20 protein-coding genes are annotated in these 24620 nt (G+C 61.5%); 11 read left to right on the top strand and 9 right to left on the bottom strand.

Translation table 11 applies throughout. The features are described from left to right. The first annotated feature begins 47 nt into the window (after positions 1-47). Positions 48-773 (top strand): VIT1/CCC1 transporter family protein, encoded by a 726-nt coding sequence (locus FHS89_RS03885; RefSeq protein WP_184008729.1) that lies wholly within the window; start codon positions 48-50, stop codon positions 771-773. Further along, entirely contained in the window at positions 770-1732 is a 963-nt protein-coding gene (locus tag FHS89_RS03880) for a 2-dehydropantoate 2-reductase (protein ID WP_184008728.1), read from the top strand. The genes FHS89_RS03885 and FHS89_RS03880 overlap by 4 nt, the downstream gene beginning before the upstream one ends. Here FHS89_RS03880 and FHS89_RS03875 read toward each other — a convergent pair. The 5 genes from FHS89_RS03875 to queA form a co-directional block, all read right to left on the bottom strand. After that, positions 1704-2678 carry a TIGR00341 family protein gene (locus tag FHS89_RS03875; RefSeq protein ID WP_184008726.1) on the bottom strand — a complete coding sequence of 325 codons (975 nt, stop codon included), beginning with the start codon at positions 2676-2678 and terminating at the stop codon, positions 1704-1706. The two genes, FHS89_RS03880 and FHS89_RS03875, sit on opposite strands and share 29 nt — an antisense overlap. 95 nt (positions 2679-2773) lie before the next feature. Then, positions 2774-4168, bottom strand: coding sequence for a dihydrolipoyl dehydrogenase (lpdA, locus tag FHS89_RS03870; protein WP_184008724.1), 1395 nt, complete (start codon positions 4166-4168; stop codon positions 2774-2776). Positions 4169-4383: 215 nt separating this feature from the next. After that, a complete protein-coding gene (locus FHS89_RS03865) occupies positions 4384-4956 on the bottom strand; it encodes a DUF924 family protein (RefSeq protein WP_184008722.1) in 573 nt (190 codons plus the stop codon). An 87-nt stretch (positions 4957-5043) separates the two neighbouring features. Then, positions 5044-6321, bottom strand: coding sequence for an MFS transporter (locus FHS89_RS03860; RefSeq protein WP_184008720.1), 1278 nt, complete (start codon positions 6319-6321; stop codon positions 5044-5046). A 97-nt stretch (positions 6322-6418) separates the two neighbouring features. Continuing rightward, positions 6419-7471 carry a tRNA preQ1(34) S-adenosylmethionine ribosyltransferase-isomerase QueA gene (queA, locus tag FHS89_RS03855; protein WP_184008718.1) on the bottom strand — a complete coding sequence of 351 codons (1053 nt, stop codon included), beginning with the start codon at positions 7469-7471 and terminating at the stop codon, positions 6419-6421. A gap of 121 nt (positions 7472-7592) precedes the next feature. Between queA and bcp the strand changes: the two genes are divergently transcribed. The 5 genes from bcp (at position 7593) to FHS89_RS03830 (ending at position 12362) form a co-directional block, all read left to right on the top strand. Further along, positions 7593-8057: a thioredoxin-dependent thiol peroxidase gene (gene bcp / locus FHS89_RS03850; protein WP_184008716.1), complete on the top strand. Its 465-nt coding sequence runs from the start codon at positions 7593-7595 to the stop codon at positions 8055-8057. Beyond that, positions 8057-8860, top strand: a complete 804-nt coding sequence (locus FHS89_RS03845; RefSeq protein WP_343051338.1) for a ferritin-like domain-containing protein — start codon at positions 8057-8059, stop codon at positions 8858-8860. Before bcp ends, FHS89_RS03845 begins: the two co-directional genes overlap by 1 nt. A 129-nt stretch (positions 8861-8989) precedes the next feature. Beyond that, a complete protein-coding gene (locus FHS89_RS03840) occupies positions 8990-10354 on the top strand; it encodes a DUF5930 domain-containing protein (RefSeq protein ID WP_184008714.1) in 1365 nt (454 codons plus the stop codon). Then, a complete protein-coding gene (locus tag FHS89_RS03835; protein ID WP_184008712.1) occupies positions 10344-10859 on the top strand; it encodes a bactofilin family protein in 516 nt (171 codons plus the stop codon). Before FHS89_RS03840 ends, FHS89_RS03835 begins: the two co-directional genes overlap by 11 nt. Positions 10860-10928: 69 nt before the next feature. Continuing rightward, on the top strand, positions 10929-12362 hold the full coding sequence (locus tag FHS89_RS03830; protein WP_184008710.1) for an MFS transporter: 1434 nt from the start codon (positions 10929-10931) through the stop codon (positions 12360-12362). On the opposite strand, the gene prfB is transcribed toward FHS89_RS03830, so the two are convergent. The 3 genes from prfB to FHS89_RS03815 all read right to left on the bottom strand — a co-directional run bounded on the left by prfB (position 12359) and on the right by FHS89_RS03815 (position 17411). Continuing rightward, positions 12359-13486, bottom strand: coding sequence for a peptide chain release factor 2 (gene prfB / locus FHS89_RS03825; protein ID WP_184008708.1), 1128 nt, complete (start codon positions 13484-13486; stop codon positions 12359-12361). The genes FHS89_RS03830 and prfB overlap by 4 nt on opposite strands. A 63-nt stretch (positions 13487-13549) precedes the next feature. Continuing rightward, positions 13550-16111 (bottom strand): PBP1A family penicillin-binding protein, encoded by a 2562-nt coding sequence (locus FHS89_RS03820; protein WP_184008706.1) that lies wholly within the window; start codon positions 16109-16111, stop codon positions 13550-13552. A gap of 136 nt (positions 16112-16247) precedes the next feature. Further along, on the bottom strand, positions 16248-17411 hold the full coding sequence (locus tag FHS89_RS03815) for an N-acetylmuramoyl-L-alanine amidase (RefSeq protein ID WP_184008703.1): 1164 nt from the start codon (positions 17409-17411) through the stop codon (positions 16248-16250). A gap of 472 nt (positions 17412-17883) precedes the next feature. Here FHS89_RS03815 and FHS89_RS03810 point away from each other — a divergent pair, with 472 nt between their 5' ends. Continuing rightward, positions 17884-20586 carry a ribonuclease E/G gene (locus tag FHS89_RS03810; protein WP_184008701.1) on the top strand — a complete coding sequence of 901 codons (2703 nt, stop codon included), beginning with the start codon at positions 17884-17886 and terminating at the stop codon, positions 20584-20586. A gap of 49 nt (positions 20587-20635) precedes the next feature. On the opposite strand, the gene FHS89_RS03805 is transcribed toward FHS89_RS03810, so the two are convergent. Continuing rightward, the gene (locus tag FHS89_RS03805; protein WP_184008699.1) at positions 20636-21772 is read right to left on the bottom strand and encodes a pyridoxal phosphate-dependent aminotransferase; all 1137 of its coding nucleotides are present in this window, start codon (positions 21770-21772) and stop codon (positions 20636-20638) included. A 146-nt stretch (positions 21773-21918) separates the two neighbouring features. Between FHS89_RS03805 and FHS89_RS03800 the strand changes: the two genes are divergently transcribed. From FHS89_RS03800 to accB, 3 genes are all read left to right on the top strand, one after another. Further along, positions 21919-23196 carry a M48 family metalloprotease gene (locus tag FHS89_RS03800; RefSeq protein ID WP_184008697.1) on the top strand — a complete coding sequence of 426 codons (1278 nt, stop codon included), beginning with the start codon at positions 21919-21921 and terminating at the stop codon, positions 23194-23196. 12 nt (positions 23197-23208) lie between these two features. Further along, on the top strand, positions 23209-24039 hold the full coding sequence (locus FHS89_RS03795) for a DsbA family protein (RefSeq protein WP_184008695.1): 831 nt from the start codon (positions 23209-23211) through the stop codon (positions 24037-24039). Between the two features lie 86 nt (positions 24040-24125). Continuing rightward, a complete protein-coding gene (gene accB, locus FHS89_RS03790) occupies positions 24126-24620 on the top strand; it encodes an acetyl-CoA carboxylase biotin carboxyl carrier protein (protein WP_184008693.1) in 495 nt (164 codons plus the stop codon).

Below are 24620 nucleotides of genomic sequence, written 5' to 3'. Positions count from 1 at the left end.
GCGGGATGTGGCGTGTCATCCTGACCAAAACAAGGATCGGGCCGGATATGACAAACCTCTACGAGCATATGCGCGACGAGCATAAAATCAGCCCTGCGCAGGAATATCTGCGCCAGATCGTTTATGGCGGCAATGATGGGATCGTGACGACCTTTGCCGTGGTCGCGGGATTTGCCGGGTTCGGGGCAGAGGGCGCGGCGGAGGTCGGAGCCATCGCGGTGCTTTTGTTTGGTCTCGCGAACCTCTTGGCCGATGGCACCGCGATGGGGTTGGGCGAATTCCTGTCGGCCCGGTCAGAGCAGGATGTGTACCGCGCGACGCGGGCCAAAGAGCTGCATGAAATCCAGACAAACCCGGAATTTGAGCGATTGGAGACCGTGGAGTTGCTCAAGGACCGGGGCCTTCCGTCCGAGGACGCCGAAACCATGGCCAACATCATGGTGCGCAACCCCGAATATATGGCGGATTTCATGATGCAGCACGAAATCGGCATGGCCGACCCGACCAATGAGCACCCAGCCCTGAATGGTTTGGCGACGTTCGTGTCCTTTCTTCTGTTCGGCTTTGTGCCGCTCATTCCCTATTTCCTGCTGCCCGCTGGGCCGGATACCTTTGTCGTGTCGGTGATCGCCACCGGATTGGCGCTAACCACCCTTGGCCTCTTGCGGTGGCGGGTCACGACGGAGGGGTTGTTGCGCTGTGTGGGGGAGACGGTGCTCGTTGGTGGCATCTGCGCCTTTGTCGCGTTTGGCGTGGGTCTGGCCTTCCGATGATCGCGGTTCTGGGTGCGGGTGCGATTGGGTGTTTTGTGGGCGGCACATGGGCGCTTGCGGGGCGGGACGTGACCCTGATCGGGCGGCCCGGTGTGCTTGATCCGATTGCGGAGGCTGGTTTGCGCCTGTCCGGTGGGCCGGAGGGACGCACCGATATGCTCACCAGCCTGACGCCGGAGCCGCTGTCAAAAGCCGATCTCGTGGTCGTCGCGGTCAAGGCGACCGCCCTGCCCGGCGCGATTGCCGACCTTCGGGCGCATCTGACGCCGGGCACACCGATTGTGACGCTGATGAACGGCATCTCGCCACCCAGTCTGATCGCTGCCGCATTGCCCGGCGTGACCGTCCTGCCGGGGATGGTGCCGTTCAATGTGGTGCGGCGCGGCCCAAACCACTGGCACAAAGCGAGCGCAGGTGAGGTCATCGTGAGGGACCACCCGGCCACGCGCGGCCTGCCCGCTGTGCGGCAAGTGTCTGATATGGCCCCAGTTGCATGGGGCAAGCTGCTGCTCAATCTGAACAATGCGGTCAATGCGCTGTCGGGCCTTGGGCTTCATGCGCAATTGTCGGACCGGGCCTGTCGCGGCATTCTGGCCGACGCGATAACGGAGGCATTGGGCGTGCTCCATGCAGCGGGGATCACCCCGGCCAAGGTCGGTGCCCTGCCCGCCCACCGCATTCCACAAATGCTGCGCACGCCGGATTGGTTCTTCAATACGGTGGGCCTACGCTTGCAGGGCATCGACCGCAGCGCGCGCTCCAGCATGGCGGATGATCTGGCCGCTGGGCGACCGACGGAGGTTGACTTCCTCAATGGGGAGATCGTGTCGCTCGCCGCAACCTATGGGCTACCTGCGCCACTGAACGCAGCCCTCACATCCCTTGTTCATGAGGTGGAGCAGACCCCTCGGGCCATCCCCGCAGCAGAGATCAGGGCCAGAGCAGATAGGCAAGGATAAGGATCAGCACCACTGCCCAACTGCCCATGTTCCACAACCGCGAGTCGCCCGATTGATCGCTGATCCACCGGTTCGGGCGCACGCCCTTGATCATGAACACGACCTGACTGGCCAGATTGATCGCCACGATATTGGCGATCACGGTGCCGCCCGCGCGCAGGGCCTGCACATGATCGCCCGCCCCCGCATGCATCCCACTGGCAGCCAAGGGAGGGACAAGTGCGGCGGCCACCGTGACCCCAACGATGCCACTGCCCGCGCCCTGCAAAAGGATGATCGCCGCCGCGACCCCGCCTGCCAGCGGCAAGGCGGCGGTAAAGGCCGTGAGGGGTTCTGAAAAGCTCAACATCGTTCCGGGATCGGGCTGCACCTTGAGCACAAGGCCAAGGGCTACCGATACGCCAAAGGCCACCGCCAACCCCGCGCCGAGTGCTTTGAGCGCCGTTACCAAAAGCTGCCGGTTGCCCAAGGCGGTCGCGAAATTGAACGCCATGATAGGGCCAAGGATCGGCGCGATCACCATGGCCCCGATCACCACCGCAATTTCCCCCAAATACAGTCCAACCGCCGCAAGCAGTGCTGCGACAGCGTTGAGCAACAGATAATCGCGGGTCAATGCCGCGTCCTTGCGCACACCATCAAGGATTTCCTCGCGCGAATGGGTCAATTCGCGGTCGGCAAGGCGCTGTTGCTCTTCCTCATCGTCAAGTTCCGGCAAGACTGTCTCGATGGAAGAAACAGTGAGCCGCCAGCCTGATTTCTCCCCAAACTGATCGCGCAGATCATCCAGCACGTCTTGCAACCGCGCCTCGTGAAGCACGATGAAATATTGTGTTGGCTCGTCCTCGTCCTGTGCAGCCGCACGCCACCAATTGCGCGGCTCAATGCCCTTGAGCGCCTTATCGACGGCCGCGATACAATTCTCGGGCACCGCAAGTTGGATCATTCGATACGTCATGGGCCGTCCTCACATGGGTTGTGGGTAAACGAAAGCCGCCCCCGCATGGTTGCAGGGGCGGCTTCGATTTCCTGTGGGACGGATCAGAAGTGGATCGCGCGCCCATATGCATCCAGCACCGCTTCATGCATCATTTCGCTCAGCGTCGGGTGCGGGAAGACGGTGTTCATCAAGTCTTCTTCGGTGGTTTCAAGCTGCCGCCCGACCACATAGCCTTGGATCAGTTCGGTGACTTCCGCGCCGACCATATGCGCCCCGAGCAATTCGCCGGTTTTCGCATCGAACACGGTCTTGATCATGCCTTCCTGTTCGCCTAACGCGATTGCCTTGCCGTTGCCGATGAAGGGGAAATGGCCGACTTTGATGTCATAGCCCAATTCCTTCGCCTTCGCTTCGGTATATCCGACGGAGGCCACCTGCGGATGGCAATAGGTGCAGCCTGCGATGCTTTCGGGCTTCACGGGGTGCGGATGTCCGCCCGCGATCATTTCGGCCACCATCACGCCCTCATGGGAGGCTTTATGGGCAAGCCATGGCGCGCCTGCGATATCCCCGATGGCGTAGAGACCATCCACACCCGTGCGGCAATATTCGTCCGTCACGACATGGGTGCGGTCCACCTTTACGCCCAGTCCTTCAAGGTTCAGCCCTTCGACATTGCCGACGATCCCCACGGCGGAGATCACGGTGTCAAACTCCTGCTTTTCAACCTTGTCGCCCGTCTCGATATGGGCGGTGACTTTGCCCTTGCCCCGATCAAGCTGTTTGACCATGGCTTTTTCCATGATCTTCATGCCCTGTTTGACAAAGGATTTCTTGGCAAAAGCGCTGATTTCCGCGTCCTCGACCGGCAGAACACGGTCCATCACCTCAACCACGGTCGTGTCGCAGCCAAGCGTGTTGTAGAAGCTGGCAAATTCGATCCCGATCGCACCTGATCCGATCACGAGCAGTTTTTTCGGCATCCGGGGCGGTTGCAGCGCGTGCTTATACGTCCAGACAAGATCGCCATCGGCCTCAAGCCCCGGCAATTCGCGCGCCCGTGCCCCTGTGGCGAGGATGATGTGTTTTGCGGCAAGCTCTTCGGTGCCTTTATCCGTTTTCACGCTCACCTTGCCCTTCGCAGGCAGGGTCGCCTCACCCATAATGACGGTGACCTTGTTCTTTTTCAGCAGGTGACCGACGCCGCCGGACAATTGCTTGGCCACATCGCGGGAACGTTTGACGACAGCGTTCAGATCGTATCCGATCCCGTCCGCCTTGAGCCCAAATTCCTTGGCCCGGTGCATCAGGTGGAACACTTCGGAGGAGCGCAGCATAGCCTTCGTTGGGATACAGCCCCAGTTGAGGCAGATGCCACCCAGATGCTCACGTTCCACAACCGCAGCTTTCAGACCCAATTGTGCAGCGCGGATCGCCGCCACATAGCCGCCCGGACCAGCACCAATTACTATAACGTCAAACTGTTTTTCAGCCATTTCCCGTTTCCTCGACCCAATTTGGTTTGATATCAAACCTTTTATGTCTCCCCACACGCTTACGCGACGTCACGGGGCCGTGTAAAGGAATGGGCGCAAAAACGGCCCAAAACCGATATGTATTGAGAATACGGGTTTTATTCGGTCGCACAATAGCACTGATGAGACCATTCCTTGCTTTGGAAACGTCAAACCAGCCCTTGGCGTCCTGCGAATCAGCTCGCCAAGGCAGTCAGGGTATGCCGATATCCACCCGCATCGAGATAGGCCAGCTCAGAAGACGTGCTGCTACGCCCCAGCGCCGAGTTGCGATACGGAAACCGCCCGAAATCGCGGATCACCTTGCGATGCGCGCGGGCATGAAGCAGATTCTGGTTCTCCGGCGACATCCGCATCATGAACAGCCGCACGCCCCGTTCCTGCATGGTCAGGCTTTCGGAATGCATGAAGGGAAGCAGGAAAAACTGCCGCTCCGGTTCATTGACTTCCTGATCGAAATCACGCGCGATGGCCCGCGACGCGGCTTCCAAAGCGATTGCATCGGTGAAAAAGGCGCGTGGATCGTCGCGGAACATATTGCGCGGAAACTGGTCCGTCACGATCAGAAAGGCGAGCATCCCGCGTGGGCAAAACGCCCAATGGTCAAGCTTGCCCGCTGCAGCGTCCAGCCATGTGTCCATGAACCGAGAGCGGATCGTCTCATCCAGTTCTGGATCGGACTTGTACCAGCCGTCAGGCCCCACATCATCAATCCAGAAGCTCAATACTTCTTCAAAAGATACAGCCACCGCTCGTCTCCTCTGTTCCTTGGCGTATGCTCGCCATTGGAAAAACCTTAACACATCCCACGCGATTTGTGACAGTTTTCCGACACTTTAAGTGTCGGATTTTTCCCTGTTCTCTTCAGCATCACTTTCTTCGGCGGCCTCAATGGCGATTTCGGTTGCAACCTCCACCGCGACGGGGGACGCCGTTGGCAACACCGCCGTGTAGGTTCCTGTATCTTCCACCGGGATCGCGGGGCGTCGCGTCGTGCGCCACAGGGCGTAGCCTGCGATGATCACGAATAGGATGCCCACGACCGCGAAATACGCATCCGCACCAAAGGCGTTCATCGCGGCACCCACCGCAAATGGCCCCAGAATTGCCCCAAGCCCGTTGATAAAGATCAGGCCCGAGGACGCCGCCGCCATATCCTCGGGCTGCAGGTAATCTGCCGTGTGGGCGATCAGCAGCGAATAGAGCGGATTGGCGATCCCACCGATGACGAAAGCCCCCGCAACCACGATCAGAAAATACTGGGACAAGGGCATCACAAGCAGAGTCAGCACCCCGCCTGCCACGGTTAGCATCAGCACAAGGCGCCGTCGGTCGAACCGATCCGAAAACCATCCCACCGGATATTGCAGCACCAACCCGCCCACATAGAATGCCGAGACGAAAATCGTGATGTCGATCACCGACAATCCCTTTTCCGTCCCGTAGACCGCCGACATCCCAAACATCGCGGCAAACACCAGCCCAAGGAAAAACATCCCCACAAACCCCAAAGGCGAGGTAACGAACAGCGCCTTGAGTGTCATCCCTTTCGTCATCGCGAAGGGCGGCGCGGGGCTGACCGACAGCAGGATCGGCGCGAAAGATACCGAAACAAGCACGGACATGATGACAAACAGCGTAAAGCCCGCCGGATCGGCAAAGTTGATCATCGCTTGCGCCACCAGAATGCCGACAAGCTGGGTTATCATATAGGCAGAGAGCGCCTGCCCCCGCGTCTCATTGCTCGAATTGTCATTGAGCCAGCTTTCAGCGACCACATAAACGCCGGAAAAGCAGAACCCCACAATGAGCCGCATCACCGCCCAGGCCCACGGGTCCGGCACGGCGGCATAAAGGATAAAGGCTGCGGAAATCATCGAGCCAAGCGCCGCGAACACCCGCACATGCCCGACCCGCTGGATCATCCATGGCGCAAGCCGCGATCCCCCCAGAAACCCGAGGAAATAGGCCGACATGACCCAAGCCATCGTATTGGCGTCAAAACCTTCGATGCCGCCCCGAATACCAAGCACGGTGCCCTGCAACCCATTGCCGGTCATCAGGAAAAGCATCCCCAGAAGGAGCGCCCAGGATTGTCGCACTACACCAAACATCTCGCGGCCTTCTCATAACGCGTGGTTCTGGCGCCGCCTATCAGCGCATATCCCGCCCCGCCAGTCCAGAATCGTCACGCGGGGTCGGTTTTGTGCATCAGCCCTTTGGCAGCAGCAGGGAACTGTCGCCATAGCTAAAGAACCGATAACGCGCCGCAATCGCATGGGCGTAGATCGCGCGGATTTCCTCAACACCCATCAGGGCGGAGACAAGCATCATCAGTGTTGATTTAGGCAGGTGGAAATTGGTCATCAGCCCATCGGTGATCTGCATCTTATAGCCCGGCGTGATGAAGATATCGGTCTCTCCCACCCACGGGCTAATTTTGCCGTCGCGTGCCGCACTCTCCAAGAGGCGCATGGCAGTGGTACCCACCGGGATGATGCGCCCGCCCGCAGCCTTGGCCGCGTTGATCGCATCGGCGGCGGTCTGGCTGATCTCCCCCCATTCGGCGTGCATTTTGTGATCCGCGATATTGTCCACCTTCACTGGCAAAAACGTGCCCGCCCCCACATGCAGCGTCACGCGCGTGTTCAGCACGCCCATGTCATCAAGCTGCGCCAGAAGCGGCTCATCGAAATGGAGGGACGCCGTGGGTGCCGCGACCGCGCCGGGGCGGGTGGCGAACACGGTCTGGTAATCCTCAAGATCCTGCGCATCGGGCGCGCGGCGCTGGGCGATATAGGGGGGCAATGGCATGTCGCCACCAGCCACAATCGCCGCATCGAGCGCGTCGCCCGCCTTATCGAAGGACAACAGCACCTCGCCGCCTTCATTCTTCTCTATGACCTGCGCCACAAGACCGGGGAAATGGATAGGGTCACCCGCCCGCAGCCGCTTGCCCGGTTTGGCGAGTGCGATCCATTGATCCGCCGCCACACGCTCGATCAACGTGGCCTCGATCTGTGCGGTGCCGGACCCGTCCCGCGTTTGCCGCCGCCGCTCCCCTGCCAACCGGGTTGGCAGCACTTTCGTGTCGTTGAACACCAGCATATCGCCCGGCCGCAGAAACTGACCCAGATCACGCACATGCGCATCCGTAATCGCAGCGCCCTGCCCCACCAACAACCGCGACGCAGGCCGTGGGCGCACCGGGCGAAGGGCGATCAACTCGTCAGGCAGGTCGAAATCAAAGTCGCTCAATTTCATCGGATCGGCTCCGTCTTGGGTTTTCGCCCATGTGCCATCACGATTTCCCGGCGTAAAGCCTTGACCCCGGCGCAGGGGCCATATCTTTGACCCAAACAGCACATCTAGAAGGAGTATCCCGATGACCGTGACCGTTGATGACAAGGCGCCCGATTTCTCCCTGCCCGCAAGCGGCGGTCAGACCCTGTCGCTGAGCGATTTCGCGGGGCAAACGGTAGTGCTCTATTTCTACCCCAAGGATGACACGCCGGGCTGCACCAAGGAGTCCATCGGCTTTACCGAGGCTGTCGATGCGTTCAAGGCCGCAGGGGCCACCATCCTTGGCGTGTCGAAAGACACTGTGGCCAAGCATGACAAATTCATCGCCAAGCATGATCTGGGCATTGCCCTTCTTTCCGATGCCGAAGGCGACGTTTGTGAGCGCTATGGCACATGGAAAGAAAAGAACATGTACGGCAAAACCTATATGGGCATCGAACGCTCCACTTTTGTGATTGATGGGAACGGGGTGATCCGGGCGGAATGGCGCAAGGTGAAGGTACCCGGCCATGTCGAGGCCGTGCTTGAAGCCGTGAAATCCCTGTGATCCTGCCCGACACCATTGCCGCCTGTGCGGAGGCCGTATTGCGCACGGCCGATGCCACCGAAAAGACCACGCTGTCGCGGGCCTGTGTGCAGAAATGGCGCGATACACCCGATATGCCCATCGGCACCGCGAAACCGCCGCTGCAACCGGCACGGCCCGCTGAGCCGGAATTGCTCAGCCCGCGTGATGTGCCGCGTCGCAGGCCCGGCACGCCCGCCGGGCGCATCGCGCTGTTACACGCCATCGCGCATATCGAACTCAATGCGGTCGATCTGCATTGGGACGTGATCGCGCGGTTCACGCATATTCCGATGCCGCGCGGCTTTTATGACGACTGGGTCCGGGCGGCAGACGAGGAATCAAAGCATTTCGGGCTGCTTAATGCGCGGCTTTCCGCCTATGGCAGCCATTACGGCGCCCTTCCCGCCCATGCGGGCATGTGGCGCGCCGCTGAGGACACCGCAAATGACCTTGAAGCGCGGCTCGCGGTGGTGCCAATGGTGCTGGAGGCGCGCGGCCTTGATGTGACACCCGGCATGATCACCCTCTTTGAGAAAGCCGGCGATGACGACAGCGTCGCAGCCCTGAAAACCATTTATGCAGAAGAGGTTGGCCATGTGGCATACGGCTCGAAATGGTTTCACTACCTGTGCGGGCGGCATGAGAAAGACCCGAAACCGGCCTTTCATCACCTTGTCAAAACCTATTTCCACGGCCCGCTCAAACCGCCATTCAACGACGAAAAACGGGCGGAGGCGGGACTGCCGCTCGATTTCTATTGGCCCCTTGCCGAGGAGGCGTGAATCGGCGTTGTGGGGCCATGCGGGTTTCGCTATACAAATCCGCGTGATCGTCCCTTTCCTTCGGGGGGAGCAAAGGGGCGGATGTGACAACCAGACCGACGCATGGGGGATGCACCGGTGACAAGAAACATGACTGGCACCACGCGCCGTAAATGGCGTGTCCTGCCGGACAGGACGATTTATTTGCGAACGGACGAGAAAACCTATTTCAGGACATTCTCCCCGGTGGGTCAGGTGCTTGCCGTGCTTGGGCTTGTGTGCTTTGGCGTGGGCGGGACCGTTGGCATCACGTCTTTGGTCATGAGCAGCGTCGGGCAGTTGGAAGCGACCGATCAGCTTGAAGTCGTGCGCGACGTCTATGAGCAGCGCATCGACCGGCTGAGCGCGGATCGCGCGCTTCTATCGGGCAATGTGGCAAGCGCACAGGCCCGGGCCAAGCTCGCGCAGGAAACGGTGACCAGCCTTCATGGCGAATTGGTCGGCGTGACGCAGGCGCTGAATGCCGCCGAATTGGCCCATGCCGCGACGCAAGCCCAACTGGACGAAGAGCGCGCTGCCCGCGTCCGGCTTGAGGCGCAATTGGCCGAGGCGCAGGCTGAAATTGCACACCTTTCCACAGCACTCGCCGCGGCAGAATTCACCCGCGACGACATGGAAGCCGCCCTCGCACAGATCGCGACCAGCCTGCATGACCGCAGCGTGATGGTCGAAAGCCTCGCCGCCGATAACACGCTTTTGGCACAAGAGCAGGAAGCAACCCTGACGGAGATTGCCCTGCTGCGCCAACAACAAGAGCGCGTCTATAGCCGGATGGAGGATGCGGTCGACAGCGGGCTTGCCGCACTTGAGGACGTGTTCAAACGTGCCGGCACGGATGTTGAGGCGCTGATGGACACTATCATGAGCGACTATACCGGTCAGGGTGGCCCGGAAGTGTTGATTGAGGGCGACGAGGGCGCGGTGCTGAAGGGGGATTTGCCCGTGTTGGCTCCCGTCTCCCTTGACCCCGGGGCCGAAGACCCCCGCGCCGAGGCGCTTTTCCAGCGGATGGAGCGGCTCAATCAGTTGCGCGTGGCGATGCAGAACATGCCCTTTGCCCATCCCGTGCAGGTCGCGCACCGCTTCACCAGCCGGTTTGGCCCACGGCGCGATCCCTTCAATGGCACGCGCCGCCAGCATAACGGGCTTGATTTCGCGGCCCGCACCGGCACGCCGATCACGGCGGCGGGCGACGGGGTTGTGACATGGGCTGGCACCATGGGCGCCTATGGTCGGGTGGTAAAAATCCAGCACGAATTTGGCTATGAGACCTTGTATGCGCACCTGCATCGCGTCAGGGTGTCTGTCGGAGATACTGTGCGTCAGGGTGATCGCATTGGCGATATGGGCAATACGGGCCGAAGCACTGGCACACATTTGCATTATGAAATCCGAAAAGACGGGCGTCCCGTCGATCCGTTGAACTATGTAAGGGCAGCAAGCGATGTTCTCTAAGAGCAAAATCAACGACCCCATTGAGCCGAAATCCGGCGACAAACCGGCGTCCTCCCCCACCTCCGCCGCACCGGGCACCGCGAGCACCAGCTCCCCCGCCCCGGCCAAGGCACCTGCCGCCGCACCAAAGCCGAAACCGGCACCATCCGTGCTGTCGTCTGATCTGACGATCAAGGGCAATATGGAAACCAGCGGCGACATTCAGGTCGAAGGCGTGGTCGAGGGCGATATCCGCGCGCATCTGCTGACCGTTGGCGAAAGTGCCACGATCCGGGGTGAAGTGATCGCGGACGATCTGGTGGTCAATGGCCGCGTCATCGGGCGCGTGCGCGGGCTGAAAGTGCGCCTGACCTCCTCCGCACGGGTTGAGGGCGATATCGTGCACAAAACCATCGCGATCGAGAGCGGCGCCCATTTCGAAGGCTCCGTCCAGCGCAGCGACGATCCGATCGGCGGTAATTCCATTCCGAAGCCGGGCAGCACCGGTTCGGACAGCGAAAGCTGATCTTCTGTCCTCAGGACTGAATTCAGAACCTCCGGTGCAGACGCGCCGGGGGTTTTTTGATGGCGCATCATGACCAGTGCTGCGCAGACATTCTGCCCTGTCGCGTCCCGCAAATATGTGCTGGTCGCAGCCGTGATCGGCTCTGCCATGGGGTTTATCGACGGCACGGTCGTCTCCATCGCGATCCCGGCGATCCGGGCCGATCTCAGCGCGAGCCTTGGGCAAATGCAATGGGTCAACAATGCCTATATGCTGACGCTGTCGGCGCTGATCCTTCTGGGGGGTGCCGCCGGAGATCGCTACGGCGTCGTGCGGCTGTTTGGCCTTGGTATCCTTTTGTTTGTTGCCGCGTCAGTGGCTTGCGCGCTTGCCCCCAACGCCGAATTCTTGATTGCAGCGCGGGGCCTTCAGGGGATCGGCGCGGCGGCGATGGTTCCGGGCAGCCTCGCGCTGATCTCCAAGGCCTATCCGCAAGCCGAACGCGGGGCCGCGATTGGCATCTGGGCTGCGGCCTCTGCCGTGACGACAGCGCTTGGCCCGGCGGTGGGCGGGGCGGTGTTGTCCCTTGATATCCCGGGCATCTGGCGTGCGATTTTCGCGATCAATCTGCCCATTGGCGCGATTGCCTTTGCGCTGTTGTGGTGGCGCATCCCACGCGACGCGCCGGACACGTCGGAGGCTCCCGATTACCTCGGTGGACTGCTGGCAACACTTGGCCTTGGGGCGTTGGCATGGGCGATGACGGGCCGTGGGGGGGACGGTGATGGGCCCGCGCTGGAGCATCTGTTATGGTTTGGCAGCATTGGGCTGATGCTGACGGCTGCGTTCTTGTGGGTGGAGACACGCGCGCGCCGCCCGATGATGCCCTTACGCCTGTTCGCCCTGCCCGGTTTTGCCGCCGCCAATGCGCTGACCTTCGCGCTTTATTTCGCGCTGAGCGCGGTGTTGTTCTTCTTGCCCATGACCTTGGTGACGGGTTGGGGGATAAGCGAATTTCAGACGATCCTCGCCTTTGCCCCCCTTTCCATCTTTATCGGCTTGTTGTCGTCCCGCTTTGGGCGATTGGCGGATCGGATCGGCCCGAAGCCGCTGATCGCGCTTGGCTCTCTGCTGGCTGGGCTGGCGTTTGCCGGATTGGCGCTGACCGTGGCCGCGCAGGATTTCTGGGGCCAACTCTTGCCGCTCAGCGCGCTGATGGGGCTTGGCATGGCGCTGGTGGTTGCCCCCCTTTCCGCAGCGGTGATGGGGGCTGTCGCGTATCACGACACCGGGGCCGCATCTGGCATCAACAACGCGATGAGCCGGATTTCAGGGCTGTTTGCCGTGGCCTCCATGGGTGGGGTTGCCGCCTATGGCTATGGCCAAGCGGGCGGCATGGGCAGCTTTGGCGAATTCACCCAGAATGCAGCAGCGATGAACGCAGGCTTTGCGCTTGTCGCGTGGTGGGCGGCGGGATTGTCGCTCCTCTCCGCCCTGATCGCGCTGGTGTTTCTCAGGCGTTAGTCTTCCGCCTGGGCCTCTGCCCGCGATTTGCCGGACACCTGCAACGCAAGGGTCGCGGCCATGAACGGATCAAGGTCACCGTCCAGCACGCCCTGACTGTCAGAGGTTTCATGGCCCGTGCGCAGGTCTTTCACCATCTGATAGGGCTGCAACACATAAGAGCGGATCTGGTTGCCCCAGCCCGCATCGCCCTTGGCCTCATGCGCCTCATTGATCGCCTCGTTCCGCTTGTCCAACTCCATCTGGTAGAGCCGCGATTTCAGCGCCTTCATCGCGATATCCCGGTTCTGGTGCTGGGATTTTTCGGAACTGGTCACGACGATATTCGTCGGAATATGGGTGATCCGCACGGCGGAATCGGTGGTGTTGACGTGCTGCCCGCCGGCCCCGGAGGAGCGGTAGGTGTCGATGCGGATATCGGCGGGGTTCACCTCAATCTCGATATTGTCGTCCACCACGGGATAGACCCAGACCGAGCTGAACGAGGTGTGCCGCCGCGCCGCCGAATCGTACGGGCTGATCCGCACCAGACGGTGCACGCCGCTTTCCGACTTCAGCCAGCCATAGGCATTCTCACCGCTGATCTTGTAGGTCGCGGATTTGATCCCCGCCTCTTCACCCGCGCTTTCTGACTGCAACTCCACCTTGAAGCCACGCTTTTCGGCCCAGCGGACATACATCCGTGCAAGCATCGAGGCCCAATCGCAGCTTTCCGTCCCGCCCGCGCCAGAGTTGATCTCAAGGAACGTGTCGTTGCCGTCAGCCTCCCCATCCAGGAGCGCCTCAAGCTCCTTCTTGGCGGCAAGCTCGGCCAGCGCGCGGATGGAGGCTTCGGCCTCTTTCACGACCTCGTCATCCTCCTCCATCTCGCCCAACTCGATCAGTTCCAGACCGTCGGACAGGCCCTGCTCCAGCCCTTTGATCGTGTCCATGGAATCAACGAGCGTCTGCCGATCGCGCATTAGCTTTTGGGCGCGCGCCGCGTCGTTCCATAGTTCGGGATCTTCGGTCATCGCGTTCAACTCTTCGAGCCGATGCCCCGCCGTGTCCCAGCCGGAGCGCTGCTTGAGCAGGGCAATGGATTTCTTGATCTGGTCAGAGAGGGTTTGGATTTCAGCGCGCATGGGATTTCCTGACGTGACTTGCACGCTCTACATAGACTTGGGCAAACGGATGGTAAAGCCGCGCTAGTAGAGACCACCGCTGTCAAGCGATCCTGCGGGCGGCGGCGGGGGGGGCGGGCGCACACCGTCCTCGCCCGTGTCGCCCGCGACCTCCTGCGGATCGGTCGTGACGGCCAAATCCCCCAGCGTGAAATTCCCGCCGCCACCGATTGTCCGGGACACATCGGCATAAACCGCGGGCACCGCATCAAGCGGATAGACCTCCTGGACATAATCCGCCTGATCCCGCGTCGTTTCATCGGGAAGGCGAATGCCAGTGTTTCGATCAATCTTGACCAGCACGGTGTTGGGGGGCTGCTTGAATTGCCCCGGTGGCACGACCTCGTTTTCGATCACCACATCCATGAAATCGCGGAACACTGGCGCGCAAAGCCCGCCGCCGGTGCCGCCACGGCCCATCGGGCGCGGAGAATCGTAGCCGATGAAACAGCCCGCGACGATGGACGGGCTGAACCCGATGAACCACGCGTCGCGCGCCTCATTCGTGGTGCCGGTCTTACCCGCCAGCGGATAGTCGAGATCACCGAGCGACCCGCTTGCCGTGCCGCGATCCACCACGCCCTCCAGCATGGAGATCAGACGGTACGCGGTCAGATCGCTCATCACGCGCTCCGCCGGGTCGAGCACCCATGGCGCGTCTCCCTCGGCGTAGTCTTCGTCACAGCCCTGACAGAGCCGTGCGTCGTGGCGGATGATCGTGTTGCCGCGCCGATCCTGCACCCGGTCCACGAGGGACGGCGTGACCTTCTGCCCGCCATTGGCAAACTGCGCATAGGCCGCGAGCATCCGAAAGAGCGTCGTGTCCCCCGCGCCAAGCGAATAAGACAAGAGCGACGGCATCTCGTCATAAATGCCGAAGCCTTCGGCGTATTCCGCCACCGTCTCCATCCCCACATCATCGGCGATGCGCACGGTCATCAGGTTGAGGGAGCGTTCGATCCCCACGCGCATCAATTGCGGACCATAGAAATTGCCCTCGCCCGAATAGTTTTTCGGAATCCACGGATCCTCATTCGGCCCCTGATCCAGCACGAAAGGCGCATCGAGCACGATTGTGGAGGGGGTAAAGCCCTGATCGAGAGCGGCTGCATAAACGAACGGTTTGAAGGATGAGCCGGGCTGTCGCCGGGCCTGCGTGGCACGGTTAAACGCGCTCAGGCCGTAATCAAACCCACCTTGAAGCGCCAGAACCCGCCCGGTGCGCGTGTCCATCGCCATGAACGCACCTTGGATTTCCGGCACCTGTTTCATCAGCCAGCGCGGCTCCCCATCCACCTCGCCTTCAGTGACATAAATCACATCGCCCAAGGACCAGACATCAGACGGCTCCGACGGGGCCGCGCCAAGGGTGCCATCGGCGGCCTGCGGGCGCGCCCATCGCGTGTCGGCAAGGCGCACGAAATGGCCGTCCTCGTCCTCTTCCACGCCTTCGATCCCAACCCGGACGGAGAAATTGCCCACGAGCGTGACAACGGCGGGCCGCCAGTCTTCGATATCGCGTGGGATGCGCAGATCCCGCAGCGCGGCGCGCCAATCCTCCTCGCGCAGGGTCATATCCTCGGGGATTTGCGCGATGGGGCCGCGATAGCCCTCCCGCCCCTCGGCATAGGTCAGCAAGCCCGTGCGCAGCGCGTCCTGCGCGGCCTGCTGCAACACCGGATCAATCGTGGCGCGGATCGTCAGGCCACCGGTGAACAGCTTTTCCTCCCCGATCTCGCGCACCAACTGGCGGCGCACTTCATCGGTGAAATAGCTGCGCCCAGGCAGGCGGATATCCTCGGGCGCCTCAATCTCTCCCCCTTGGATGGTATCAAGCGGCTGTTCCTGCCAGAAGGCGACATCCTCTTTCGGCAGATAGCCATTCTCCCCCATCTCCCGCAGCGTGTTGTTGCGCCAGAACAGGGCGACGTCCCGATCATCCACCGGGTGCCGATTGGAGGGCGCCTTTGGCAACGCGGCCAGGAACGCCGCCTCCGCCGGGGTCAATTCGGACAGGGATTTCGCGAAATAATTGCGCGCGGCGGCCGTGATGCCATAGGAGTTTTCGCCCAGAAAAATCTCATTGAGATAAAGCTCAAGGATCTGCTCTTTCTCCAGAACGGACTCAAGCTGCACCGCAAGGATGATTTCGCGGATTTTCCGCTCGATCTCCCGCTCCCCGGATAGGAGGAAGTTTTTGACCACCTGTTGGGTGATCGTGGACGCACCGCGCAACCGCCCGCCCCGTGCCGCATCCAAAACGGCGCTTGCGATGCCGCGCGGATCAAATCCCCAATGCTCATAGAAATTCTTATCCTCGGCAGAGATGAAAGCCTGCTTGACGATATCGGGGATTTCATCGGCAGGCGTGAACACGCGGCGTTCGCGCACAAATTCGTCCAACAGCCGCCCCTCACCGGAATACACGCGGCTCAGCGTCGTGGGCTCATAGGCGGCAAGCTCCTCATGATCCGGCAGATCACCAGAATAGGACCAGATCACCCCACCCACAACAATCACCGCCGCGGCAAGGCCCAGCACCAGCCAACTGAAGATAAAACCGAAAAATCTCAGGACGTATTTCACTGCCGCGCCTCATCCGTGTCTGAAGGCTTCTTAACAGGACGAAATGCCGGTGTCAGGCCCGATGCATCAGTCTTTCGTGAGGGAAATCGCGATGCGGCCCGGTCCATGGCAAAGCCGGCAAGACTTCGCGCATCCGTCATTGCCGCGTCAGGCCGGACATCAGGCGATCGCGCTCGCTCCATTCATCCAGCCCGGCAATCACCCCCGCAATCGCTTTGGCCCGCCAGATGGGGGAGCGCATGTTGAGCCTGTCTTGCGCGTCAGACAGGAACCCAAGCTCAATGAGGAGGCTGGGAATATCGGGCGCTTTGAGCACCGCAAACCCGGCGGAGCGGTGCGGATGGGTGCGGATCACGCCCGCCGAATGGCGCAGGGTCTCCACCATTGCGCCTGCAAGCAGACCGGAGCGGGCATTCGTCTCCACCCGTGCAAGATCCAACAGGACGCGCGCGACCTCCGTATCCCCCGCGCCCAGATCGACATCGACGAAAAGGTCGGCCTGATTTTCAAGCGCGGCAAGGGCCGCCGTTGCCGCGTCAGACGCGTCATCGGACAAGGAATAGACAGCGGCCCCCCGCGCCTCCCCCCGTGTCACCGTATTGGCATGGAGCGACAGGAACACATCCGCCCCCGCCGCGCGGGCCATGTCCACCCGGCGGCGCAGGCCGATATAGATGTCCTCCTCCCGCGTCATCGCGACCCGATACCGCCCGGTCGCCAGCAGCGCGTCACGCAGCTCAAGCCCGAAGGTCAGCGCGATATCCTTCTCCGAAATGCCATCGCGCACGGCACCGGGATCAATCCCGCCATGACCGGGATCAAGCATCACCAGCGGCAGGCCATCATCGCCCGCAATCTCTGCCGTCAGGGTAGGCAGCCGCGCCCATCCCTCCGGTGGATTGAGCGTTTCGGCAAACTCGGCTGCATCGGTTTCCGTGAGGATCAGGCGGAACTGTCCGTCCTCCATAGCGGCACTCACGATCCGGGCCTTGCGCGCCAGCGTGATCTCCAACCGGCTTTGCCCCGCGGTGAACCATCCCGCGCGCAGGCCCGACACGACGCCGCCGCCCCCCGTGACCTCGGGCAGGACCAATCCGTCGAAATCCACGATCACCCGGTCGGGCCGGTCCACGGTGAACACCCGAAACGGAACCGGTTGATCCACAGGCATCTCAAGCACTGTCTCACGGGTGAACAGGCCGCGCGTCTCAACGGTCAGCGCACCGGCAAGCGGTGCCGCCAACACATGGCTTGCGCACAGGCACAAAAGGCACGCAATGCCGATGATCCATCGGGTCAACTCGATATCCTCAATGCTTGGCCCCTTGCTGGAGCACTTGTCTCTTAACCCAGTGTTATCATGTGCGGGACAATCATAAAAACGAATTGTCATTAAGGCCCGCCCCGCGTATGCATGAAAGATCAGACGCGGCGCAGGCCGCCTGACCAGACAGTTTTGTCGCCGATCGACGCAATGGCCCCAAACGCGCCCTTGCGGTTTTCAAGAAAACAGATCGCGACCGGGCTGCCGCCTTGAAAAAGCAGCAGCCAAGCAGAGCCGCCGGCCTAAACCGGCTTGATTGCGCCGCATATTGGCGCTGGAGACATGATCGCGATGCACCGCGCGACCGCCAGAGTGAGACAGGACCGGGGGGTAGATGCCCTGCCCGCACCTGTTATGGCGGCAGGCGACATCGCTCATCCGAACAAATCGCACATTCTGGCCTCCCGTGTTCTGCATGGGCGCAGGGATCGTGCGGAAATGAGAGACAATGACCAAGAAAATGCTTATCGATGCCACCCACCCGGAGGAGACCCGGGTTGTCGTGGCGGACGGAACGCGTGTTGAAGAATTCGACTTTGAATCGCTGAACAAACGCCAGCTTGCTGGCAATATCTATCTGGCAAAAGTGACACGGGTTGAGCCGTCCTTGCAGGCGGCCTTCGTGGATTATGGCGGCAATCGCCATGGCTTCCTCGCGTTTTCGGAAATTCATCCCGATTACTACCAGATCCCCGTCGCGGACCGTGAAGCGATCCTTGCCGAGGATGCGGAGAATGAACGCCGCGCGGCGGAAGAAGAGGACGAGGATAGCAAATCGTCCGGCAATGGCCGCTCCCGCCGCCGCCGCCGGTCATCCGGTGGCACGTCATCAAGTGCGGCAAAGCGCGACGGCGACGAGGCTGGTGATGAAGTAACCTCTGCCGATCCGGCAGAAGTGACCGAGGCCGCGAACGCGCAGCCCGAAGCAGCACAGGAAACCCCTGCCCCTGAGGCCGCGGAAACGACGGCGGAGGCTGAACAGGCCCCATCCGACGCCCCGCAGGAAACCGCACCGGAGCCGACCGAGGACGCGCCCACCGCATCCAAGGAGACGGCGAAAGCGGCACCCGATGACGCATCCGACGAGGACGACGATGAGGGCGGCCCGGAAGAGGCCGAAGACGTCACCGATGCAGAGGACGTGACCGAGGAGGTCCGCCCCCGTCGCCAGCGCGTCCGCCGCTACAAAATCCAAGAGGTCATCAAAGTCCGCCAGATCCTGCTCGTTCAGGTCGTTAAGGAAGAGCGCGGGAACAAGGGCGCGGCGCTGACCACCTACCTCTCCCTTGCCGGGCGCTATTGCGTTTTGATGCCAAACACGGCGCGCGGGGGCGGTATTTCTCGCAAAATCACGCTTGCTTCAGATCGTAAGAAACTCAAAGAGATAGCGAACGATCTTGATGTCCAGAAAGGCGCGGGTCTCATCATCCGCACCGCAGGTGCCAAGCGCACCAAGACGGAAATCAAGCGCGATTATGAATTCTTGATCCGCCAGTGGGATCAGGTCCGTGACCTGACGATGAAATCAGTGGCCCCGACCCTCGTTTATGAGGAAGGCAGCCTGATCAAACGGGTGATCCGCGACCTTTACAGCCGCGAGATCAGCGAAATCCTCGTCGAAGGCGAAGCAGGCTATCGCGAGGCGAAGGATTACATGCGGATGCTGATGCCATCCCATGCCAAGAACGTGAAATTCTATTCCGATGGCGTGCCGCTCTTTAGCCGGCATCAGGTTGAAGGCTACCTCAACGGCATGTTCAACCCGACCGTACAGTTGAAATCCGGCGGCTATCTGGTGATCGGCATCACGGAGGCGCTGGTTGCCATCGACGTGAACTCGGGCCGTTCGACCAAGGAAGGCTCGATCGAGGATACCGCGCTCAAGACCAACCTTGAAGCCGCCGATGAGGTGGCGCGCCAGTTGCGGCTGCGCGATCTGGCCGGTCTGATCGTGATCGACTTCATCGACATGGACGAGCGGCGCAACAATTCCGCTGTTGAAAAGCGGATGAAGGACGCGCTGAAATCGGATCGTGCGCGCATTCAGGTAGGCCGCATTTCCTCCTTCGGGTTGATGGAAATGAGCCGCCAGCGCCTGCGCCCCGGCATGATCGAGGCTGTCACCCAGCCTTGCGCGAATTGTCAGGGGACAGGGATCGTCCGGTCCGCCGACTCCGTTGCGTTGGGCATTCTGCGCGATTTGCAGGAAGAGGGCGTGCGCCAGCGCTGCAAGGAAATCCTCGTCACCACATCCGTTGGTGTCGCGAATTACATCATCAACAACAAACGCGAGCATATCGCAGAGATCGAAGGCCGCTTTGGCATCGCGATCCGCATTGAGGCGGATGCCAGCGTGCAAGGCCCCGATTACCGGATGGAGCGGTTCAAAACCTCCAGCCGCACCATCGCGATTGTGCCCGATGACCGCGCCGTGCAGATGCACGCGCTCTTTGCCGAAGATGACAACATCCCGGATGACGTGGAAGAGGCGGAGGAAGCAGATACCCCCACCCCCGACGCGCCAAAAGCCGACAGTGACGACGACCAGCCGAAGAAAAAGCGGCGGCGGCGGCGCGGTGGTCGTCGGCGGCGGAAGTCCGATGAGGATGGCAACCAGACCGACGATGACACGTCAGAGGATCAATCCGATGACAACTCTGACGCGGAAGCAGCGGCTGAGCCTGATGCCGAGGCCTCAACCGAGGATGACGCCCCGAAGAAACGGAGCCGCAGCCGCTCCCGCCGTCGGAAAACCGATGACGCAGAGGCGGAAAAGCCCGCTGAGGCAACGGAAGATAACGGCCTAGGCCCGGTGATCGAAACGGAACCGGAACAGACCGCACCAGTCCCCGTGCCGGAAGAGGAAGCACCGAAACCCAAGCGGACCCGCGCCCGGCGCAAACCGAAAGCGGCTGAGGAAAAGCCCGCTGAGGAGACACCGGCCGCAGACCCCGCACCATCGGAGGAGCCCGCCGCGGCTGAACCCGCCACGCAAGAGGCTGCCCCGGAACCGGTCGCAGCAGCGCCAGAGGAGGCCACGCCCGAGGTGGCCGAGCAGGCCCCTGAGGCCGAGGAGCAGAAGGCACCGCCGCCGGACACTCCAGTGGACCCGGCCAAGCCGAAAAAACGCGGCTGGTGGAATTTCGGATAAAATAAAAACGCCCCTTCTCAGATCAGCAGGGGCGTTTTTCATTGTAGGGTCAAAGGCTTGCGCACCATGTCGTGAGCCTGCGCACCCCCTCCTCCATCCGGGCGGTGGACCCGGCATAGGAAAATCGGATCGTCCGGTGCCCCCGGACCGGATCGAAATCGAGACCCGGGGTCGCGGCAACACCTGCCTCCTTGAGCATCGCTGAGGTAAAGGCGCGCGCATCCGCGCTCCACCGATCAATGCTGCCATAGATGTAGAACGCGCCATCGGGCGGCGCGATGTCCTGAAATCCGATATCCGGGAGCGCATTCATCAAAAGCGCCCGATTGGCGGCGTATACGGCAAGGTTCGCCTGTAGCTCCTCTTCCGCATCCATCGCGGCGAGGGCGGCGATCTGGCTTGCATGGCTGGGACAGATGAACAGGTTCTGGCTCAGCCGCTCCATCACACGGACCATATCCTCTGGCACGACCATCCAGCCGATCCGCCAGCCGGTCATGGAGTAATATTTAGAGAAGGAATTGATGACGATCACGTCATCGGTCACCTCCAGCGCGCTGACCGCCGGGGTGCCATAGGTCACGCCGTGATAGATCTCATCCGAAATCAGATTGACGCCCGCCGTCTGACAAGCAGCCGCAAGGCTGGCCAAGGCCGCGCGATCCAGCATGGAGCCTGTGGGATTGGCGGGGCTGGCGACCAAAAGACCGTCAAGTCCGACCACATCGCTTGGCTGCGGCTGATACCTGTTGGCGAGCGTTCCCTCAATGCGCTGCGGCGTGAGGTTAAGCGCCTTGAGGATGTTGCGATAGCTCGGATAGCCGGGATCGGCGATGCCGACCCGCTGCCCGGCATCAAACAGCGCCAGGAACGAGAGAATAAACCCGGCGGATGAGCCAGACGTGATCACCACACGCTCCGCTGCAACCTCGGCGCCATGCTTTTCGCGGTACATCCGGGCGACGCGTTTGCGCAATTCCGGCAGGCCAAGCGCGACGGTATAGCCAAGCGGCCCTTGCTCCATCGCGTGGGCGAGTGCCTGTCGCGCGCGGGCGGGCGCGGGGGTGGCGGGCTGGCCCACTTCCATGTGGATGATATCCGCTCCTTTTGCCTCCTCAGCACGGGCGGATTCCATAACATCCATCACGATGAAGCTATCGACGGCGCTTCGGCTTGAAATTCGCATGAGCTTCCCCTTACCTAATCAAGTCAAAGACATGCGCGAGCCATCTCATGTGGTCAAGCCGATTGAATGCAAGGAGATGAACAATCCTGTTCCCCCTGATCCGCACCGCGCTTTTGTCGCTGGTTCTGGCTTTTGTCACGGTTCACATGGCCGCCGCGCAGTCTTTGATCCGTGATACGGAGGTTGAGCAGACCCTGCGCGACATGACCGATCCACTGCTGCGTGCAGCGGCGGTCAATCCATCGTCGGTGCGCATCAGGCTGGTGCAGGATGACCGGATGAACGCCTTCGTGTCCTCGAATCGGACGATTTATATCCATACGGGACTGATCCAGCGGCTCGACCGGGCAGATATGTTGCAGGCGGTGATCGCGCATGAGATCGGCCATATCACGGGGGGGCATATGACCTCCCGCGCGCTCAATATGCAGACGGCGGGCAATGTGTCGGCGCTTGGCATCGCGGCGGGCGCGCTCGCGGGGGTGGTCGCGGGGCCAGAAGCCGGGATCGCCATTGCAACCGGCACCATCGGCAGCGCGCAAGGACAATTGCGCGGCTTCACCCGGACCGAAGAATCGGCCGCAGATCAGACCGGCGCGCGCATCCTCGATCAGGCTGGGATTGATCCGCAGGCCGCGATTGATGTGCTTGACCTTTTTGCCGGGCAGGAATTGCTGAGCGAGGCGCGGCAGGACCTTTACGCCCGCACCCATCCGATCAGCAGCGACCGGATCACCTTCCTGCAACGGCAGGCCGCCACGGCCCGCTCGAAAGGGGCGACAGTGCCGCCTGCCGTTGCTGACCAATACGCGCGCCTAAAGGCAAAGCTTGATGGCTTTATTGACTGGCCGAGCGATGCGCTGTCGCGCGTCCCGCGGGAGGGCGGCACCATCCCGCAGCGCATCACCCGTGCTGTGGCGCTCCACCGCGTGCCGGACCATGCCGCCGCGATCCGGGAAACTGACATGCTCCTGATGATGGAGCCAAACAATCCCTATTTTCATGAGCTTAAGGGGCAGTTTTTGTTTGAGTCCGGGCAAATCGCTGCCTCCGTCGCGCCCTATCGGCGGGCGATGGAACTGACCGATGGCGCGCCACTGATCGCCGGAATGCTCGGCCGCGCGCTGGTCGCGCTGGACACGGATGAGGCAAATGCAGAAGCGCTCCGCATCCTCACTGACGCGCGCCAACAGGATGACGGGATGCCGCTGATGCTGCGCGCCTTGGCCATTGCCCATGCCCGCGCCGGCAATGAGGGGCAAGCGGCCCTTGCCACGGCGGAATTTCACGCCGCACGCGGCTCCGTCCCGGATGCGCGCAGATTTGCGGAAAACGCCCGCAGCCTCTTGCCGCAGGGAACGCCCGCATGGATAAGGGCAGAGGATCTTTTGCGCGAGATTGAGCGCATTCAGCCACGCAACTAAGGGGGAAACGCAATGTCGAACACGATCACCGGACTGGTTGCCATTGGCATATTGGGTGTTGCGGCCCTTGGGGCCTATAGCGCGCAAAACCTGCCTGCACCTGCAACGCCGGATGTGCCGGTGGTGACGCAGACCGCCGCCCTCCCGCAGCCCGCCGTTTCGGCGCCGATCACGGAGGATCGCCAGCGGCTCGACGCGGAATTCCGCCGGTATCTGCTGCAAAACCCAGAAATCATGGTCGAAGTGTTCGACCTTCTGGAGGCGCGCCAAAGGATCGCGGCGGAAGCCGCAGAAACGGACATGGTCCGCGCGGAGGCCCGCGCGCTCTATGATGACGGTTTTTCCTATGTCGGCGGCAACCCCGATGGGGCTATCACAATCGTCGAATTTGTCGATTACAAATGTGGTTTTTGCAAACGCGCCCATCCCGAGATGGTGCAACTCGTCGCAAATAATGACGATATTCGCTTCATCCGAAAGGAATTTCCGATCCTCGGCGCGGAATCGGTTATGGCGAGCCGCGCGGCGCTTTCCGTGTTGGAAACCGCAGGGCCAGAAGTTTATGACACGTTTTCGGATCGTGTGATGCGCTTTGGCGGCCCGATCAATGAGCAGGTGCTGACCCGCATCGCGGAACAATCCGGTGCCGATGCCCAAGCCATGCTTGATATGATGGACAGTCAGACGATCACGGACCGGATCACGGCGACCCGCGCACTTGGCCAACGGCTCGATATTTCGGGGACGCCGACCTTCATTTTCGGGGAAACCATGGTGCGCGGCTACATCCCGCTGGAAACCATGGAGGAAACCCTTGCCCGTTTGCGGCGCATCCAGCAATAGCGGCCTTTCCCCAGCGTCAAGCGACCTGTATAAGGGCGGAAATTCAAAGAGCGGCGACAGCCGACATTCCTGTGCACGAGGATCAGATGAGCGAAGAAAAATACGCAAGCGACGTGGCCTTTATCCGCGCCCTGGCAGAGCTTCTGGCGGAAACCGAATTGACGGAGATTGAGGTCGCCCGGAAGTTTTCCGAGGATGATGAGCTGGAAGTGCGCGTGAGCCGCCAGACCGACGCGGCCCCCGCGATCCAATATGCACCCGCGCCTGCTGCCGCTGTTGCCCCGGCTCCGGCACCCGCCGCTGCTCCTGCTGCCGCCGCCCCTGTCTCCGATGATCCCGCGCAGCATCCGGGCGCCGTGACCTCCCCCATGGTTGGCACGGTCTACCTTCAGGCCGAGCCGGGCGCGCCGCAATTCTCCAAAGTGGGCGACAAGGTGAGCGAAGGGCAAACCCTGCTCATCATCGAAGCCATGAAAACGATGAACCAAATCCCCTCCCCCAAATCCGGGACGATCAAGCGGATTTTGGTTGAAGATGGCACGCCGGTCGAATTCGGCTCTCCGTTGATGATCATCGAGTAA

The sequence above is a fragment of the Rubricella aquisinus genome, from assembly GCF_014199445.1.
In the GTDB taxonomy this organism is placed as follows: Bacteria; Pseudomonadota; Alphaproteobacteria; order Rhodobacterales; family Rhodobacteraceae; genus Rubricella; species Rubricella aquisinus.
Note: the sequence above shows the minus strand (reverse complement) of the source record. Positions and strands in the feature narration are given on the sequence as shown.

Excerpts from the sequence above, each read along its gene's own strand:
- FHS89_RS03885 (WP_184008729.1), top strand. The coding sequence starts at position 48 with ATGACAAACCTCTACGAGCATATGCGCGACGAGCATAAAATCAGCCCT.
- FHS89_RS03880 (WP_184008728.1), top strand. The coding sequence starts at position 770 with ATGATCGCGGTTCTGGGTGCGGGTGCGATTGGGTGTTTTGTGGGCGGC.
- FHS89_RS03875 (WP_184008726.1), bottom strand. The coding sequence starts at position 2,678 with ATGATCCAACTTGCGGTGCCCGAGAATTGTATCGCGGCCGTCGATAAG.
- lpdA (WP_184008724.1), bottom strand. The coding sequence starts at position 4,168 with ATGGCTGAAAAACAGTTTGACGTTATAGTAATTGGTGCTGGTCCGGGC.
- FHS89_RS03860 (WP_184008720.1), bottom strand. The coding sequence starts at position 6,321 with ATGTTTGGTGTAGTGCGACAATCCTGGGCGCTCCTTCTGGGGATGCTT.
- queA (WP_184008718.1), bottom strand. The coding sequence starts at position 7,471 with ATGAAATTGAGCGACTTTGATTTCGACCTGCCTGACGAGTTGATCGCC.
- bcp (WP_184008716.1), top strand. The coding sequence starts at position 7,593 with ATGACCGTGACCGTTGATGACAAGGCGCCCGATTTCTCCCTGCCCGCA.
- FHS89_RS03840 (WP_184008714.1), top strand. The coding sequence starts at position 8,990 with ATGACTGGCACCACGCGCCGTAAATGGCGTGTCCTGCCGGACAGGACG.
- FHS89_RS03835 (WP_184008712.1), top strand. The coding sequence starts at position 10,344 with ATGTTCTCTAAGAGCAAAATCAACGACCCCATTGAGCCGAAATCCGGC.
- FHS89_RS03830 (WP_184008710.1), top strand. The coding sequence starts at position 10,929 with ATGACCAGTGCTGCGCAGACATTCTGCCCTGTCGCGTCCCGCAAATAT.
- prfB (WP_184008708.1), bottom strand. The coding sequence starts at position 13,486 with ATGCGCGCTGAAATCCAAACCCTCTCTGACCAGATCAAGAAATCCATT.
- FHS89_RS03810 (WP_184008701.1), top strand. The coding sequence starts at position 17,884 with ATGACCAAGAAAATGCTTATCGATGCCACCCACCCGGAGGAGACCCGG.
- FHS89_RS03805 (WP_184008699.1), bottom strand. The coding sequence starts at position 21,772 with ATGCGAATTTCAAGCCGAAGCGCCGTCGATAGCTTCATCGTGATGGAT.
- FHS89_RS03800 (WP_184008697.1), top strand. The coding sequence starts at position 21,919 with ATGGCCGCCGCGCAGTCTTTGATCCGTGATACGGAGGTTGAGCAGACC.
- FHS89_RS03795 (WP_184008695.1), top strand. The coding sequence starts at position 23,209 with ATGTCGAACACGATCACCGGACTGGTTGCCATTGGCATATTGGGTGTT.
- accB (WP_184008693.1), top strand. The coding sequence starts at position 24,126 with ATGAGCGAAGAAAAATACGCAAGCGACGTGGCCTTTATCCGCGCCCTG.